Annotated in this window: 11 protein-coding genes and 1 pseudogene; 9 read left to right on the forward strand and 3 right to left on the reverse strand. The window is 45.4% G+C overall.

The genetic code is table 11. The features are described from left to right. The first annotated feature begins 127 nt into the window (after positions 1-127). The 9 genes and pseudogenes from AC58QO_RS06855 (at position 128) to AC58QO_RS06895 (ending at position 10,725) form a co-directional block, all read left to right on the forward strand. Positions 128-1,213 (forward strand): ABC transporter substrate-binding protein, encoded by a 1,086-nt coding sequence (locus tag AC58QO_RS06855; RefSeq protein WP_497264557.1) that lies wholly within the window; start codon positions 128-130, stop codon positions 1,211-1,213. Between the two features lie 36 nt (positions 1,214-1,249). Further along, the gene (locus AC58QO_RS06860; protein ID WP_497264558.1) at positions 1,250-2,629 is read left to right on the forward strand and encodes an amidohydrolase family protein; all 1,380 of its coding nucleotides are present in this window, start codon (positions 1,250-1,252) and stop codon (positions 2,627-2,629) included. 9 nt (positions 2,630-2,638) lie between these two features. Next, positions 2,639-3,360: pseudogene (locus AC58QO_RS06865) on the forward strand (NAD(P)H-dependent oxidoreductase). Between the two features lie 102 nt (positions 3,361-3,462). Beyond that, positions 3,463-4,275 carry a creatininase family protein gene (locus AC58QO_RS06870; protein WP_497264559.1) on the forward strand — a complete coding sequence of 271 codons (813 nt, stop codon included), beginning with the start codon at positions 3,463-3,465 and terminating at the stop codon, positions 4,273-4,275. 38 nt (positions 4,276-4,313) lie between these two features. After that, positions 4,314-5,117: an ABC transporter ATP-binding protein gene (locus tag AC58QO_RS06875; RefSeq protein WP_497264560.1), complete on the forward strand. Its 804-nt coding sequence runs from the start codon at positions 4,314-4,316 to the stop codon at positions 5,115-5,117. 20 nt (positions 5,118-5,137) lie between these two features. After that, a complete protein-coding gene (locus AC58QO_RS06880) occupies positions 5,138-6,478 on the forward strand; it encodes an FAD-binding oxidoreductase (protein ID WP_497264561.1) in 1,341 nt (446 codons plus the stop codon). Between the two features lie 102 nt (positions 6,479-6,580). Further along, the gene (locus tag AC58QO_RS06885; RefSeq protein ID WP_497265436.1) at positions 6,581-7,396 is read left to right on the forward strand and encodes an ABC transporter permease; all 816 of its coding nucleotides are present in this window, start codon (positions 6,581-6,583) and stop codon (positions 7,394-7,396) included. A gap of 30 nt (positions 7,397-7,426) precedes the next feature. Continuing rightward, the gene (locus tag AC58QO_RS06890; protein WP_497264562.1) at positions 7,427-8,680 is read left to right on the forward strand and encodes an amidohydrolase family protein; all 1,254 of its coding nucleotides are present in this window, start codon (positions 7,427-7,429) and stop codon (positions 8,678-8,680) included. 137 nt (positions 8,681-8,817) lie between these two features. Beyond that, positions 8,818-10,725 (forward strand): ATP-binding protein, encoded by a 1,908-nt coding sequence (locus AC58QO_RS06895; protein ID WP_497264564.1) that lies wholly within the window; start codon positions 8,818-8,820, stop codon positions 10,723-10,725. 70 nt (positions 10,726-10,795) lie between these two features. On the opposite strand, the gene AC58QO_RS06900 is transcribed toward AC58QO_RS06895, so the two are convergent. The 3 genes from AC58QO_RS06900 to AC58QO_RS06910 all read right to left on the reverse strand — a co-directional run bounded on the left by AC58QO_RS06900 (position 10,796) and on the right by AC58QO_RS06910 (position 14,330). After that, positions 10,796-11,035: an NHLP leader peptide family RiPP precursor gene (locus tag AC58QO_RS06900; RefSeq protein ID WP_497264565.1), complete on the reverse strand. Its 240-nt coding sequence runs from the start codon at positions 11,033-11,035 to the stop codon at positions 10,796-10,798. 74 nt (positions 11,036-11,109) lie between these two features. Continuing rightward, entirely contained in the window at positions 11,110-12,048 is a 939-nt protein-coding gene (locus AC58QO_RS06905; RefSeq protein WP_497264566.1) for a hypothetical protein, read from the reverse strand. After that, positions 12,045-14,330, reverse strand: a complete 2,286-nt coding sequence (locus AC58QO_RS06910) for a helix-turn-helix domain-containing protein (protein WP_497264567.1) — start codon at positions 14,328-14,330, stop codon at positions 12,045-12,047. Before AC58QO_RS06910 ends, AC58QO_RS06905 begins: the two co-directional genes overlap by 4 nt. Positions 14,331-14,536: the final 206 nt, after the last annotated feature.

Below are 14,536 nucleotides of genomic sequence, written 5' to 3' on the forward strand. Positions count from 1 at the left end.
TTTATTGTGTAAAAATACAAAACGTCAGCCTATTCGTTGACGGAGACAAGCCGTGAAACGTATATTTGACTCAAGGTTAAACAAGAGTTATAGACATAGAAAACCAAATATGGAGGGGAAGTTAACCATGAAACGATTTCAACGTACACGCACTTTAGTAATGAAACGCCCAGCAGCTGTATCTCTGAGCTTAGTGATGATCTCAAGTTTGTTAGCCGCATGTGGAAGTTCGAGTACCCCCGTTTCTTCGTCAGCGCCAACAGCAGCCCCAACGACGGCGGCGGCGGCTTCTCCTGCAGCATCGGCAGCACCAACAGCCAAACCCATTGTTCCTGCAACTGTTGTGTTGAACTGGTTCGCCGAGCCTGAGCATGGTGGGAATTTCGCTGCGTTAGCCAAAGGATATTACAAGGATGCCGGCTTTGATATGACTTTGATGCCAGGTGGTCCACAGGTATCTTCAACGCAAATCGTTGCTTCGGGTAAAGCCCAATTCGGGATGGCCAATGGTGATGATATTTTGGTAGCCAGACAAGAGGGGATTCCTGTTGTAGCTATCGCAACTTCGATGCAAAAGAGCCCACAAGCCTTGTTTTATCATAAAGATTCAGGTGTGAAAGATTTCGCTGATTTGAACACTCATAAAGTGTACGTTGCTTCTACAGCAAGCTTCTGGCAGTTTATCAAAAATAAATACAAATTGAATAACGCGCAAGAAATGAAATATACAGGTCAATTGGTGAACTTTGTGAGTGACAAAACAGCGCTAACGCAAGGCTATGTGACTTCAGAGCCATTCACGATGGATCAGCAAAAGGTGGATTACGGCACCCTGCTCGTGGCGGATTCTGGCTACAAAATTTACGCAGGCGTGTACTTCACAACGGAGAAAATGATCGCAGAGCATCCTGATCAAGTCAAAGCCTTCGTTGAAGCGACGGTGAAGGGCTGGGATTACTATAAGGATCATTCCGATGAGATTAACCCGAGCATTCAAACGAAGAACCCGGATATGGGCTTAGATATGATGAAATACAGCGCAGCGAAGGAAATGGATTTTGTATTCGGCGGCGATGCAGCGACCAAAGGCACGGGTATTATGACCAAGGAACGTTGGGAAGAAGTACAGAAGCAATTAGTTGAAGTAGGCGTTCTGAAAACCGCTGAGAATATTGATAAAGTGTTCACGACACAATTCTTGCCTAAGAAATAAGCGGTAAGCAGCATAAAACCTGAGGAGGTGGCGGCATTGGTTTCTAACAGCAATATCGATTTATGTAATGTCCGATTGCCATTATTAAATGAAGGGGAATTATTTCGTCTCTCGATTCGTGATGGCAGCTGGACACATATTCGGAAACAAGAAGCGGATGCCGCCGGTCCTATGGGAATTTCTTTAGAGACGTGGATGGCTGATCAGCACTCGCAAACAGATGGTCTTACAACCCTTGATCTGCAGGGTAAAATCCTACTTCCCGGCTTTGTAGATTCGCATATGCATCTCGATAAAGCGTTTTCCTTAACCACCGTGGAGAATATCAGCGGCACGTTAGAAGAGGCTGTTCGTAACTACTCGGCGGCATCGCCTAACTTCTCGAAAGACGAGATCAAGGCAAGAATGATGCGATCTGCGCTGCAAGCCTTATCTTTTGGGACGACGCATATTCGAACTCACCTTGATTTCAATCTGAGGTTCTCGCGTGATATTGCCCTGCGCACGATTGAAGCCGCACTGGAGGCCAAAGAAGCGTTAGCGCCTTATATGGCTTTGCAGCTTTTTCCCATGTGCCCCTACAATTTCATGTCCCTGGATAATGAAGCGATTGAGGAAGCCTTACGCATGGGCGTGGATGGCATCGGTGGTGCACCGCATTTATCGCTGACACCGAAGGAAGATATTGATTTTATTTTTAAAATGGCAGAGAAATACGATGTACCCATTGACCTACACTGTGACGAAACGGATAATCCGCAGATGCGAACTGTTGCATATGTGGCGCAACGCACGAAAGAAGTAGGCTACGAGGGCAGAGTGACTGTCGATCACTTGTGCGCACTAGCCTCGATGACGGATGAGGATGCAGGCGGCTTGATTGAGAAGATGGCAGGTGCTCAGCTCAAAGCGGTCTCCTTGCCTGCGGTTAACCTGTATTTGCAAGGTCGACATGATTCATTTCCTGTGAGACGAGGCGTCACGCGATTGAAGCAAATTCATGAGAGAGGCATTCCCATTGCAGTTGCATCGGATAATATTCATGATCCTTTTCACCCTTTTGGGCGAGGGGATTTATTGCAAATAGCGCTTATTTCCTCGTATGCGGCACATATGGGAAGACCGGCAGATCTTCGTACATTGCTGCGTATGATAACCGAAGTACCCGCTAAGGTACTTGGACTCTCTGCCTATGGGATCACAGAAGGTCATCCAGCTAACTTCGTTATCGCGGATGGTCATTCAACCGAAGAAATCTTCACCATGCTCCCAGAACGCAGATGGGTGTATAGCCAAGGACGCATCGTCAGATCGCCTGGCACGAAGGCTGCGTGGAACAATCATGCTTTAGCTCAGTACTGGCAAGAGGCAAGTGAAGCCGTTTCGTTCCAAAAGCCTGAATTCGCGAAAGGGTGAACCGCCTAGATGGCTAATCTGTTGGTCATTTATTACAGCGCCTTTGGTCATGTCTATCAGATGGCGCAAGCCGTCGCAGATGGGGCCAGTCAATCGGGAGCGCATTCCGTGAGAATTTGCGTATCCCCGAAATGGCTGCGGACGCGAATCGTGTGATCACACCAGATAAAGACAGACGCTCTCCCATGAGTGAGAGGACTTCTAGCTCAACTAGCCTATCTAAGCAATTTCGTTTGACCGATCGTTATCATAAATATGAAGCAGCATTAGCGCTGCAAAAGGATATCCCAATCGCTACAAATGATGATCTTCGCTGGGCCGATGGGATTCTATGGGGCTTTCCTACGTATTACGGCTCCATGCCGTCACAAGTCAAATTGTTCCTTGAGATGGCCGGTGAGCTTTGCATCGAGGGTGCCCTTGAGGGGAAGCCGACCGGCATATTTAATAGTACCGCTTCCATACATACGGGACATGAAGCGGCGATTTTAACGGCAATGGTACCTTTATTTCATTTTGGTATGATCTTCGTGGGATTGCCTTATTCCGAAAATCCAGAGTATTTAACCGCTGATGCGATTGGCTGCTCGCCTTATGGGGCATCAACCTTAGCGGGGCCGGATAGCTCCCTTTCGCCAGATCCTAGAGAGCTGCTGATGGCAGCGCGCTTGGGTGAAAGAGTGGCGGATGTTGCAGCTGCCTTAAAGCAGTTTCATGACAAGAAGGCTTAGCGTCGCAAAAATCATTAAATCAGAAAGCTGAAAGATCCGCTCAAGCAAGAGCTTGGGTCTTTTTCACAAATATAGCGTCAACATGACGAGGAGGTGCTCAGCATGACATTCAATCGGTATCAAGGAAAAGCTTGGGATCATTGCTTCTTCCCGCGCCTAAGTAAACTTCAAGTAGCTGAGATTCCTAAAGATGATGCACTTATCGTGCTGCCTGTAGGGGCGGTTGAGCAGCATGGTCCACATATGCCAGTGTTTACCGACACACTAATTTCCGAAGTGCTGTTAGCAGAAGCTTTCGAACAGCTTCCTGACGATGCGAATATATGGATGCTGCCAGCCATCCCCTACGGCAAGAGCAATGAGCATTTAGGTCATGCAGGAACCATCACCTTATCGGCAACCACCTTAATGGCTGTCGTGATGGATATTGCCAAAAGCCTGCGGCGAAGCGGCTTTCAGAAGCTCGTTCTCGTTAACTCGCATGGCGGGAATACCGATCTGTTGAACATGATGGGGAGAGAAATTCGCATCGAGACGGGCCTAGCCGTGTTCCGATTAGATCCAGGTGGGCTCGGCGGCGCAGATGAATGGATTACTCCGCTGGAGAAACAAGCGGGTATACATGCTGGAGATATGGAAACATCGATCGTGATGGCAGCGATGCCGCATTGGGTGCACATGGACGTCGCGCCAACCGAATATCCGAATTATCCGGATTCCCGCTATCTGGCACTTCGCAATCGTGCCTTCGCTTGGGTAATGGATGACCTCTCTCATTCTGGCGTTTCTGGAGATGCAACGGCGGCAACCATCGCCAAAGGCAAAGCAATGACAGACAAGTATGGGGCTTATATCGCAGAGGCGCTGCTCGCATTCCAAGCTTTTGATATGCAATCGCTCAAAGTCAGCAAGTAGATCTGGCAAGCCAAAAACACGCATAGGAGATGACGAACATGTCGAAAAATTCTTCTCTAATGGATACAGCTAGCCCACAAACCTCAGGTTCTTCTTTCGTGAGTATGACGAATCTTTCCAAAACCTACCCGAACGGAACGATCGCTTTGCAGGATGTAAACCTCACGATTCAAGAAGGCGAATTCTTGTGCTTTGTAGGTCCATCGGGGTGCGGGAAGTCGACGATTTTCAAAATCATTACAGGCTTATCCAAACCGAGCAAAGGCTCGTTGGATGTCTTCGGGACTACACCGAAGGAAGCGCGTAAGCAGAGTGACATCGCTTTCGTTTTCCAAGATCACACCCTGTTGCCTTGGTCGACGGTTGAAGCGAACGTGAAGCTTCCGCTAGAATTACGCGGTGTGGATAAGAAGACCCAACAGCAAGAAGCGGAGCGGGTGCTTGAGCTTGTTGGGTTGAAGGATTACATGAAAGTGCTGCCTAGGCAGCTTTCAGGCGGTATGAAAATGCGCGTGTCCATCGCACGCGCGCTCATTTCAAGACCGAAGCTGCTGCTGATGGATGAGCCGTTCGGCGCTTTGGATGAAATTACGCGTCAGACGCTGCAAATGGAGCTGCTCAATATTTGGCAGCAGGATAAATCGATGACCGTGTTATTCGTGACACATAACGTATTCGAATCGGTGTTCTTATCGACAAGTGTGGTTGTCATGACACCACGACCTGGAAAAATCTCAGCGCGTATTGATATTCCTGTTCCTTTTCCTAGAGATGAAACGTACCGAACAACGGTGCAATTCAGTGATTTGGTGCGTGTCGTGAATGACGCTTTGGACCATTAAGACGAGAGGGTGAAGACAGCATGTCCACAGAAGCGGAAGTTACCTGGGTTCATGAGATCGAAGAGAAGCTTGGGAAAGAAATTGTATCGATCGATCAAGAAACAAGAGATAAGCTTTCTAAGGATTATTACTGGTACTCACCAGTCCTTAATCGTCAGCTGCAGGGGTTAGCATCCGCTGATGTAGTTGTGTTACCCCGTAATGAAGGTGAAGTCGCAGAGGCATTGGCTTTTGGATATCGACATGGCATTCCCGTGACAGTGCGCGGTGCTGGAACTGGCAATTATGGTCAGGCTGTTCCTTTAGAGAAAGGGATCGTGTTGGATCTGAGTCGGATGGATGAGATTTTGGAGATTGGACTTGGCTACGCTCGCCTTCAGTGTGGTGTTCGTCTAGGTGTTATTGATAAGAGAGCGCGTGAAGTCGGCCAAGAAATTCGCATATACCCGAGTACGTATGTGAAAGCGACCGTTGGTGGCTTCGTGAGCGGAGGATCTGGCGGAATCGGTTCGATCACGCATGGTAATCTGTGGGATGGCAATGTCTATGAGGCCGTTATCTATACAATGGAAGAAAAACCACAAAGACTCGTTGTAACAGGGCGCGAATTGTTTAACTATATTCATAATTACGGGACTACAGGTATTTTGACTGAGGTGACCATTCCGCTTTCACCGCGTACCGAATGGGCACAGGCGATTGCGCAATTCCCTACCTTTGAACAGGCGATGCAGTTTGGCGAGGCTCTCGCACACGAAGAAGCGATTCCCAAACGGCTTATCGCACCTATGGAATGGCCGATTCCTTCATATTTTGTACCCTTTAACAAAGTGATTATGCCAGAAATGGCAGCTGTTATGTTGGAATTCGCAGAAGAAACATTGCGCTTAGTGGATGTCCTAGCCAAACGATTTGGCGGACATATCGGTCATGTGATCGAAGCCAAAAATTACCGCAAAACGATAGGCGTGTCCGACTTTACATGGAATCACACGACGTTGTGGGCAATGAAAACGGACGCATCGATGACGTATCTGCAAGCGGGTTTTAAAGCGGACAGCTACTTGGAGCAAATCAAGCAAATCAAATCGAAATTCGGCGACGAAGTCTATCTCCATGTCGAATGGGTTCGCAGTGGCGGAGCTGTGACGCCTTCGGCACTCCCTATTGTAAAGTTTACAACGGAAGCGCGATTATATGAAATCATTGATTTCTTTGAATCTGCAGGTGTCAAAATATTTGATCCACATACCTGGGTGCTCGACCAAGGTGGTCGTGGCGAAGTAGGCAGTATGGAACGGAAGAAACGGGAGAATGATCCGAAGGGGCTTCTCAATCCTGGCAAAATCATTTGCAAGTAATCTAAAAGGGGGATATGTGCAATGGCTGTCGATTCGAAGTACCTACAAATACTACCCGATGAAATATTTCCTGCTCGTGAACGTGCAGCTTGGATGAGTCGCATGGAAGAGGGCGTGTCGCTTAGTCGCCGCTTACTGATGCTGCTCAAGCAGCTTTTGCCGCCATTAGTTGCGTTTATCGTCTTTATTGGCGGATGGGAGCTGATCGCTGCCTTGACGCATGCACCTGTGTATCTCGTTCCTAAACCGTCGGATATCGTGAAAGCCGCCATCGAGAACAAAAGCGGGCTTTGGGTATCTGTGCGAACGACAACCTTTGAAGCGGTTCTTGGTTTTATCCTCAGTATTATTCTAGGAATAGCGGGAGCCATTCTGCTTGCCAGCTCGAAATGGATTGAGAAAAGTGTGTATCCTTACGCGATCATCTTACAAACGATCCCAATTGTTGCCATCGCGCCCTTGATCGTGATCTGGTTCGATGCAGGGATGAATGCGATCGTGATCATTACGTTCCTAATCGGATTCTTCCCGATGTTGTCCAATACCTTAATAGGACTCAATTCGACGGATCAAAATATGAGCAATTTGTTCTACCTCTATAATGCGAATGGCTTTCAAACGATGTGGAAGCTGCGCATTCCAGCTGCGCTGCCTTATATCGTTGCAGGCTTGAAAATATCTTGTACCTTATCAGTTGTAGGTGCCATTGTTGGTGAATATATCGCTGGCATTGGCGGCGGTCAAGGTGGATTAGGCTATGCCATTACCTATGCAGCTGCGCGACTGAAAACACCTTACCTGTTCGCTTGCGGGTTATCTGCATCCGCACTAGGGATCATTTTCTTCCTATTGGTCAATGCTTTCGCCAAATGGCTTCTGAGCTCCTGGCATGAGTCTGAAATGAAGCGGGACAATTAATCGAGAAGCGATGACAAAGAGGTGATTGGCATGCTGGATATGGTGTATCGTCATGTAAGATTACTAGGTGATGCCACCTTCAAAGGGCCCGTCGACATTGGCGTGAAAAACGGAAAGATCGCACAAATCGGAGGGATTTCCGATCACGGTGAACGAGAAGTAGATGGGACGGGGCATTTGTTGCTGCCTCCCTTCGTGGAATCTCATATTCATCTGGATACGGTGTTAACGGCAGGAGAGCCAGCATGGAATGAGAGTGGAACACTATTTGAAGGTATTGGTCTGTGGCAGAAACGCAAGCTGACGCTAACCTATGAAGATGTTATGGCACGTGCGGAGAAGGTGCTTCGGATGCAAATCGAAGCAGGCATCCTGCATGTGCGCTCGATGGTGGATATTTCAGATCCTAACCTGACAGCGCTAAGAGCGATTCTGGCTCTTCGTGAACGAGTGAAGCCCTTTATGAATGTGCAAGTTATCGCCTTTCCTCAGGATGGCATTCGGGCTTGTCCAGATAACGAGCGGCGGCTCGAGCTTGCCTTAGAGCTTGGCGCAGATGGCATTGGTGCGGTCCCGCATCTGGAGCCTACGCAAACTGAGGGAGAAGCCTCGTTGGAAATCTGCTTCCGACTAGCCGAGAAGCATGGATGCTTCGTGCATGTCTTCTGCGATGAGATGGATGATCCTCACTCCACCTTCCTTGAAAACGTTGCTCATTTAGCTATACGTTCAGGCTTAAGAGAACGTGTAACAGCTGCTCATGTCAACGCGACGGCCTATTATAGTGAAGCTTATTTTCAGAAGGTATTGGGCCTCGTAGCCCAATCAGGCATACATATCGTGTGTTGCCCGTTGATCAATAGCGCTATGCAAGGCCGGTTCGACCCTTATCCCAAAGGGCGTGGAATTGCCCGGATTAAGGAGATGTGGTTAGCTGGCATTAATGTTAGTATTGCCCATGATGATATTCGGACGCCATTCTATCCGCTAGGTACGGGAAATATGCTGCAAGCTGCACATATGGCTGCTCATCTTGCCCATATGACGGGGCGCGAAGAAATAGATGAGCTCGTTCGAATGATTACCATTCGAGCAGCCCAAACACTGCAGCTTAAGGAATACGGTATTGGAATAGGTCTACCTGCTAGCTTCATTATGCTGCCAGGTGAGAATGGCGTGGATCTTGTTCGCGGGCAGCCCCACTGTCGCAATGTAGTTAGTCAGGGTCAACTCATCACCGAAACGATTCCGGCAAGCACACGTTGGTTTACAGACAATAAATGAACGCCTTGCTGCAACGCATGCAGCTAGGCGTTTATTTATGTTTATATATTGTTTACCACATTAAGAAGGAAAGCTCCCAACCCCGTCGAATTAAATTAATGTAAATTACTTACAGTCATCTGGGGGAAGGTGAATACATGCAACCATTGCTTCAAATACATCATTTACGATTGAAAACATGGTTGGTTATTATAATTGGTTTATTCTTCATGGCCAATCATGCGATTGCGGAGCAGCCTGAAACTGTGAAAGCGGTTTCAAAGTGGGATCTACTATGGGGGGGACCTAATGATAAGATCCAAGATGTCATTGCTACATCGCATTTAGCGGAGTGGAGGACAATAGAGAGTGGAGCGGAGATGCCGGATAAACCGAAAGATATTTCTACTGCTTGGGTTCGAATCCAGCTGCCACCACAGCTTCCTAAAGATTACGGCATGTATATTAATGGTATATATGCGCAACAGATATTAGTTTATATTGATGATCGACTTGTTCGTGAAGTCAACTATGACTTTCCCGTCGATGAGCAACGAAGTTTATTTCCCCTGAGCACGGAAGATGGTGGGAAAGTGGTTTATTTGAAGCTCCAGACTTCTATGGACCGACTTGGTATCCACTCGGACGTTCAATTAGATCACTTTGAAACACTGACACGTGCATACATACTCCAGGATTTGCAAAATATTATTCTCGGATGTGCCTTTCTGTTTATTGCTGCTATTATGCTTATTTGTTCCTTGTTTCTTAAACAAATTCAGCAAGCTAGCTGGGTTTCACTTTGCCTAATTATACTTACACTGGGAATGATTTTTCTTGGATATTCCCCCTTTTTATATGCTAATTTCACCCGTTTTGGGGACGTCTTCTTGGATGTTTTCGATATTTCTCTGGCTATATTCCTACCCGCACTCACTTACTTCTTTGAGAAAATATTTGATAATGGCAAATTTAAATGGATCCGTATTTTCCGTAAATTTCAGATAGGCTATTCGGTTTTTTCCATTATCTTTATGGTAATTAACCATCTCAGTCATTATCAATTTATGGATACCTATGTATTCTTCACGCTTACCTTGTTAAGTTCGATTATGATTTTTCAGTTTATTCTCATTATTGGGGTTTCCGTCTTTTTTGTATTACGAGGCAACCGAGAGGCGGTTATTTTCTCCTCAGGTTTCGCCATACTCGCTTTAATGGGGACGTTTGACCTCATTCTTTACTACGCAAATAATCAAAAGTATCAATTCTTCCTTTGGAAATTTGGAGTCGTGGGCTTTATAATTGCACTCATTGTCATATTGGGCAGGCGTTTCGCAATTAATCAGGAGCAGATGTCCAACTATTCGAAGGAGCTGGAATTTTACAATCATCAACTGCAGCTTTCCGAAAAAATGGAAATGATTAGCTCCTTGGCAGCTTCAGTTGCTCATGAAGTGAGAAATCCTTTGCAGGTTACACGGGGGTTTCTACAGCTTGTAGCGGCTAGGACGGATGACAAGAACAAGGAGTATATGACCATTGCGATCGAAGAGTTGGATCGAGCCTCGGTCATCATTACTGATTTCTTAACGTTCGCGAAGCCGCAGCTAGATGAAGTTGTGCAATTGGATGTGAGTAAGGAAATTAACCAAATCGAAGGAATTGTTATGCCGTTGGCAACATTAAATGGTGGACGAATAACAGTCAATGTCGCATCCGAACTTCATATTCAAGGTAATTCTTCGAAATTCAAGCAGATTCTAATCAATATTATCAAAAATAGTATCGAAGCGTTTCAAGTGGATGGCCAAATACATATTTGGGCCTATAAGAAGGATGACGAGGTCTTCATTCATATCAAGGATAATGGTGAGGGGATTGAACCTTTGCAGCTTACGAAGTTGGGGGAACCTTATTACTCAACGAAGACGAAGGGGACTGGCCTAGGTTTAATGGTCACGTTTCGACTGATTGAAATCATGAAGGGTCATATCGAGTTTAAAAGTCAAAGATTCCTTGGAACTGAGGTCATCATGCGTTTTCCCAATGGAAGTATCGAATAAGTACAACTACTCCCTTCCTATGGGGTAAGAAAAAGGTGTTCCGCTAGACTAGCGGGACACCTTTATTATTTTACCAAAGTGCTTCTTGAGCACTTGATGTTACCAAAATTTTAGCAGGATTAGTAGGGATTACAAGAACAAACTCTGTTGATGTTTCTTCAACAGCTTTTACCTTAATGTCATTAGGGAGTGTAATGTTAAATGCTTGTTTCAGCGCTGCTTTAGGATCGGCTAGAAGTTGTTGTTTAAAGGCTTCGTCTTCCCAAGCTTTTTGAATAATTTTGGCTTTTACGCTTTCATTTGTGGACATAAATAATCACTCCTAGTCATCTGGGTAATTTTTCCTACAAATAAAAGTATACCATGGAAATAGCTATTAATCTATCAAAATTCATCAGAATTAGACAAAAAATAGTAGAAGCCGCCAGAGACTAACGCTGCTCTCCGTTCTTTAATTTCTTGGGTAACACGATGGATATTTTGAACAAGAGAATCATGGAAAGCTATGAGTTGCTCCATGCCAACTGATAAGCCTATTAGCTGCTCATGATGGGCATCAGCAATTGTGCCATATGCGGTCAAATAATCGTGGACATAGAGCTGCTGCTTGACCATTTCATGGCTGAGGTCGTCTGCTGTAGAATGCTGTAAATGTTTGCGAATTGAGGCAAGTAAGCAGTTGTACGTCCCTTCCTCTAGATCCTCTTCCCAGTCCGCCCAGTCGTCTAGCATTTGCAGGGTAACAAGTGTTTGTTCAACAGCTGCGGTCACAATTGGGATGAGATGAGCTTGGTTGGCAAGGAGAAGTGCACCGGTGCTGGCATTTTTGACAGGGCTGGCTTTCTTGGCAATTTGCATTTTGTCATGATGAAAGTAATCGGATTGCAGCTCATTGGTTACACTCTTGGACCATTCCAGAATGTAGGTTTCATAATAGCTCCAGAACGGCGAATGGGAAGGAAAGAGTTCTCGGTAGATGGACAGAAATTGGACGTGAAATAGGTTGGCAAGCGGCAGCTTGCTCGCGTGTTCTCCCTTAGCAGTGTCCATAATATCATCTTGAATGAAGTAATAGAGCATAACGAATACATTAGCCAGCGAAAGCTTGTTGAACTCCTCGGCAGTCAGCTCACAAATATCTTTCATCCAATACGGGAGGAGATAACAAATATAATTTTTGGTACTCCCTTCATGCGTAGCATCAAACTTAGCTAAATAGGCAAGCCCTAATTGGTCCAGTGGCGCAGGATATTGGCGTACTGCTTCCTTTGCTTCGGCAAAAATGCCGTTTAGTTGGTTTTCGTGAGCACTTAGCCAATTCATCGTTCTTCCATCCCTTTCTGGGTGAGGGTGTTTTCGTATTTGAGCTGCTTGCGGAAATCGTTAGGTGTAATGCCATTATACTTCTTAAATAACCGATAGAAATAAGAGTCACTCGTGAAGCCAGTCTTCTCGGCGATTTCTGCAACGGAAAGCGTTGTGTTCAATAACAGGTCTTTGGATTTATTCATGCGGACATCTTGTATGACATCGGTAATAGCGGCCATTGTATGTTGTTTATATAAGCGGCTGATATAAATGGAAGACATCGCAAGCTCATCAGCGATGGAGTTGAGTGACAGATTCTGATTCGCATAATCCCGATCAATGATGTCATTCATTTTCTTGATGAGCTCTACATGCTTGGAGCTTCGTTTCTCATCCAGCTTTTTCTGAAGCTGCTTGAATACGTCAATGAATTGCGTGTTAATTTCTTCAATCGTCTCTACATGGGTAAGGGAAGCGACATCTGCATCCAAATAGAGGGGAAAAGCCAGCGCGTTATTCTTATTGATGGTCGTAAGCACGTTATTGACCGTTAACGTCAGATGGGAAATGGCCAAATGTACGACCGTGTATGGATATAGGGAGGTTTCATTCACGATCTCGGTATAAATGATTTCGGCTTCTTCCGAATCACCCGTCATGAGGCAATCGACAAGCTGTTTCTCTTTCTGCGACGGGAACTTGTACTCTTTGGTGCGGTACGCAATGATCTCGTCTGACCAAATGATACATCCATGGCCTCTAAACAAGCGATGGTAAGAGGCTTCTAGCAGCTGTTTATAGAGCTGGGAGCACTGGGTCGCTTCGTCCTGAAGCGGGCTTACCGTTATCGATACGGATAGCTTAATGAAGGATGAGATCGAGGCTTGCATACTATGTAGCAGCTCGGTGAAAGCATGAGGATCCCACTGGAAATCAGCTTCCTTCGAGGAAAGCAGCAAAATGATATGATCATCCCCCATATCAATGCCTTCCGCGTGGAAGGTGGAGGAGCTGATTTCGGTACATATATTCATGACCGCGTAGCGCAGCAAAGTGAGCTGATCCTTATAGGTGCGAATATTTTCTTCATAATCATCGATTTTTACCATGAGAAGTAAAGAGGGATGCCCGATGGTGATTTTGGAGCCGAAATAGGTTAATTTCGTTTGCAGAGCTTGAGGGTGATAGACATCTCTTCCCATCATAATATTTCTCAGGAAATTTTGTCGTAAAATTTGAAGATTATCACGCTTTTCGATTTCTAACGTTTTTAGGCTTCTTATGACTTTATCAATGGGATCGAATAATCGTTTGGACATGAAGAACGAAGTAAGCAGCCCGACTAGAAGAATACTAAGCGAGATATAAATCGTTTTGGCTCGCATGTCTCTGATCTCTTCGGTGATGATTGTGTAGGGGGTTGTGCGAACGTAACGCCATCCTAGTGAATCAGGAGCTGTATAGGAAATTAATGACTTCGTATCCATGACGTTGTCAACCAAATAACCCGGTGAAGAAGCATTGGCGATAATCTTTTGGATGTAGCTTTTATCAGCATAATTGGAGAGTACAGGATTTGTCCCATCGGTGGAGATCAGCATGCCTTCTTTATTAATAATAAATTCGTTGCTTGCCCGATTCTTTGCGAAGTTTCTCAATGATTTATTAAAGAATGATTCTGAAATATTGACGATAACGGCAGAATTCAAGGAGTTATTCAAATTGATGGCATCATAGCACAAGTAGGAATAGATCCCGATAGAAGTGGATTGAATTGTGCTTACATCTGTTGTCTTGAATGTCCTTGGGATCGGCAAAAAAGGAATATAATCCCGGAAATGATCGAGAATATCGACCATGCTAGGATCGCCTAGGTTCTCTTTCGTTTGGATACCGCTCTGAAAGTTGTTCGAACTGACATAGAATAGCTCTGATTTTCCGTTATACACATAGATGGATTCGATAAAAGGCATCGCTAGTCGATATAAATTCAGTTGTGACATGCTGCCTTGGACATCATAGATATCTGGTTTATCGTAAAACAACAATTTACTGATCACGAAATCACGATAAATTTGAAAGGACAGGGAGGTTGCAGTCTCGGTTATGGTCCGAATTTCTTGGCTGGTCTGCAGCAAGGAGTTGGAGTCCGATTCATACACTTGCTTGAGAGCAATATTATCAAAATTGACGTAGAGGATGGTTGAGGAGACAAGCAGTGTAATGACAATGGACAAAACAATACTAAGAAGTATGTTGCGATACATGAATTTGCTCTCTTGATTTCGAAGCAACATGTCAATCGTCTCCCCCTTTGGTAGAAAAAGTATATCCCAACTATATACTGCAAGCCATGAAATCGGATAGTCCTGGGGGCTGAAAAAGCACTAGAAAAGCCAGTTTATCCATGAAAGTTTAATTTGTACATATGTGAATTGAGCCTTTCTTGGTCGGTTCGTTCATAAATGTTAGCAGATATTCAGTATCCGAGAGGGAATCGATC

This window comes from Paenibacillus sp. J31R30, assembly GCF_059692115.1.

Coding starts and splice junctions, on each gene's coding strand:
- AC58QO_RS06855 (WP_497264557.1), top strand. CDS start 128: ATGAAACGATTTCAACGTACACGCACTTTAGTAATGAAACGCCCAGCA.
- AC58QO_RS06870 (WP_497264559.1), top strand. CDS start 3,463: ATGACATTCAATCGGTATCAAGGAAAAGCTTGGGATCATTGCTTCTTC.
- AC58QO_RS06875 (WP_497264560.1), top strand. CDS start 4,314: ATGTCGAAAAATTCTTCTCTAATGGATACAGCTAGCCCACAAACCTCA.
- AC58QO_RS06880 (WP_497264561.1), top strand. CDS start 5,138: ATGTCCACAGAAGCGGAAGTTACCTGGGTTCATGAGATCGAAGAGAAG.
- AC58QO_RS06885 (WP_497265436.1), top strand. CDS start 6,581: ATGGAAGAGGGCGTGTCGCTTAGTCGCCGCTTACTGATGCTGCTCAAG.
- AC58QO_RS06890 (WP_497264562.1), top strand. CDS start 7,427: ATGCTGGATATGGTGTATCGTCATGTAAGATTACTAGGTGATGCCACC.
- AC58QO_RS06895 (WP_497264564.1), top strand. CDS start 8,818: ATGCAACCATTGCTTCAAATACATCATTTACGATTGAAAACATGGTTG.
- AC58QO_RS06900 (WP_497264565.1), bottom strand. CDS start 11,035: ATGTCCACAAATGAAAGCGTAAAAGCCAAAATTATTCAAAAAGCTTGG.
- AC58QO_RS06905 (WP_497264566.1), bottom strand. CDS start 12,048: ATGAATTGGCTAAGTGCTCACGAAAACCAACTAAACGGCATTTTTGCC.
- AC58QO_RS06910 (WP_497264567.1), bottom strand. CDS start 14,330: ATGTTGCTTCGAAATCAAGAGAGCAAATTCATGTATCGCAACATACTT.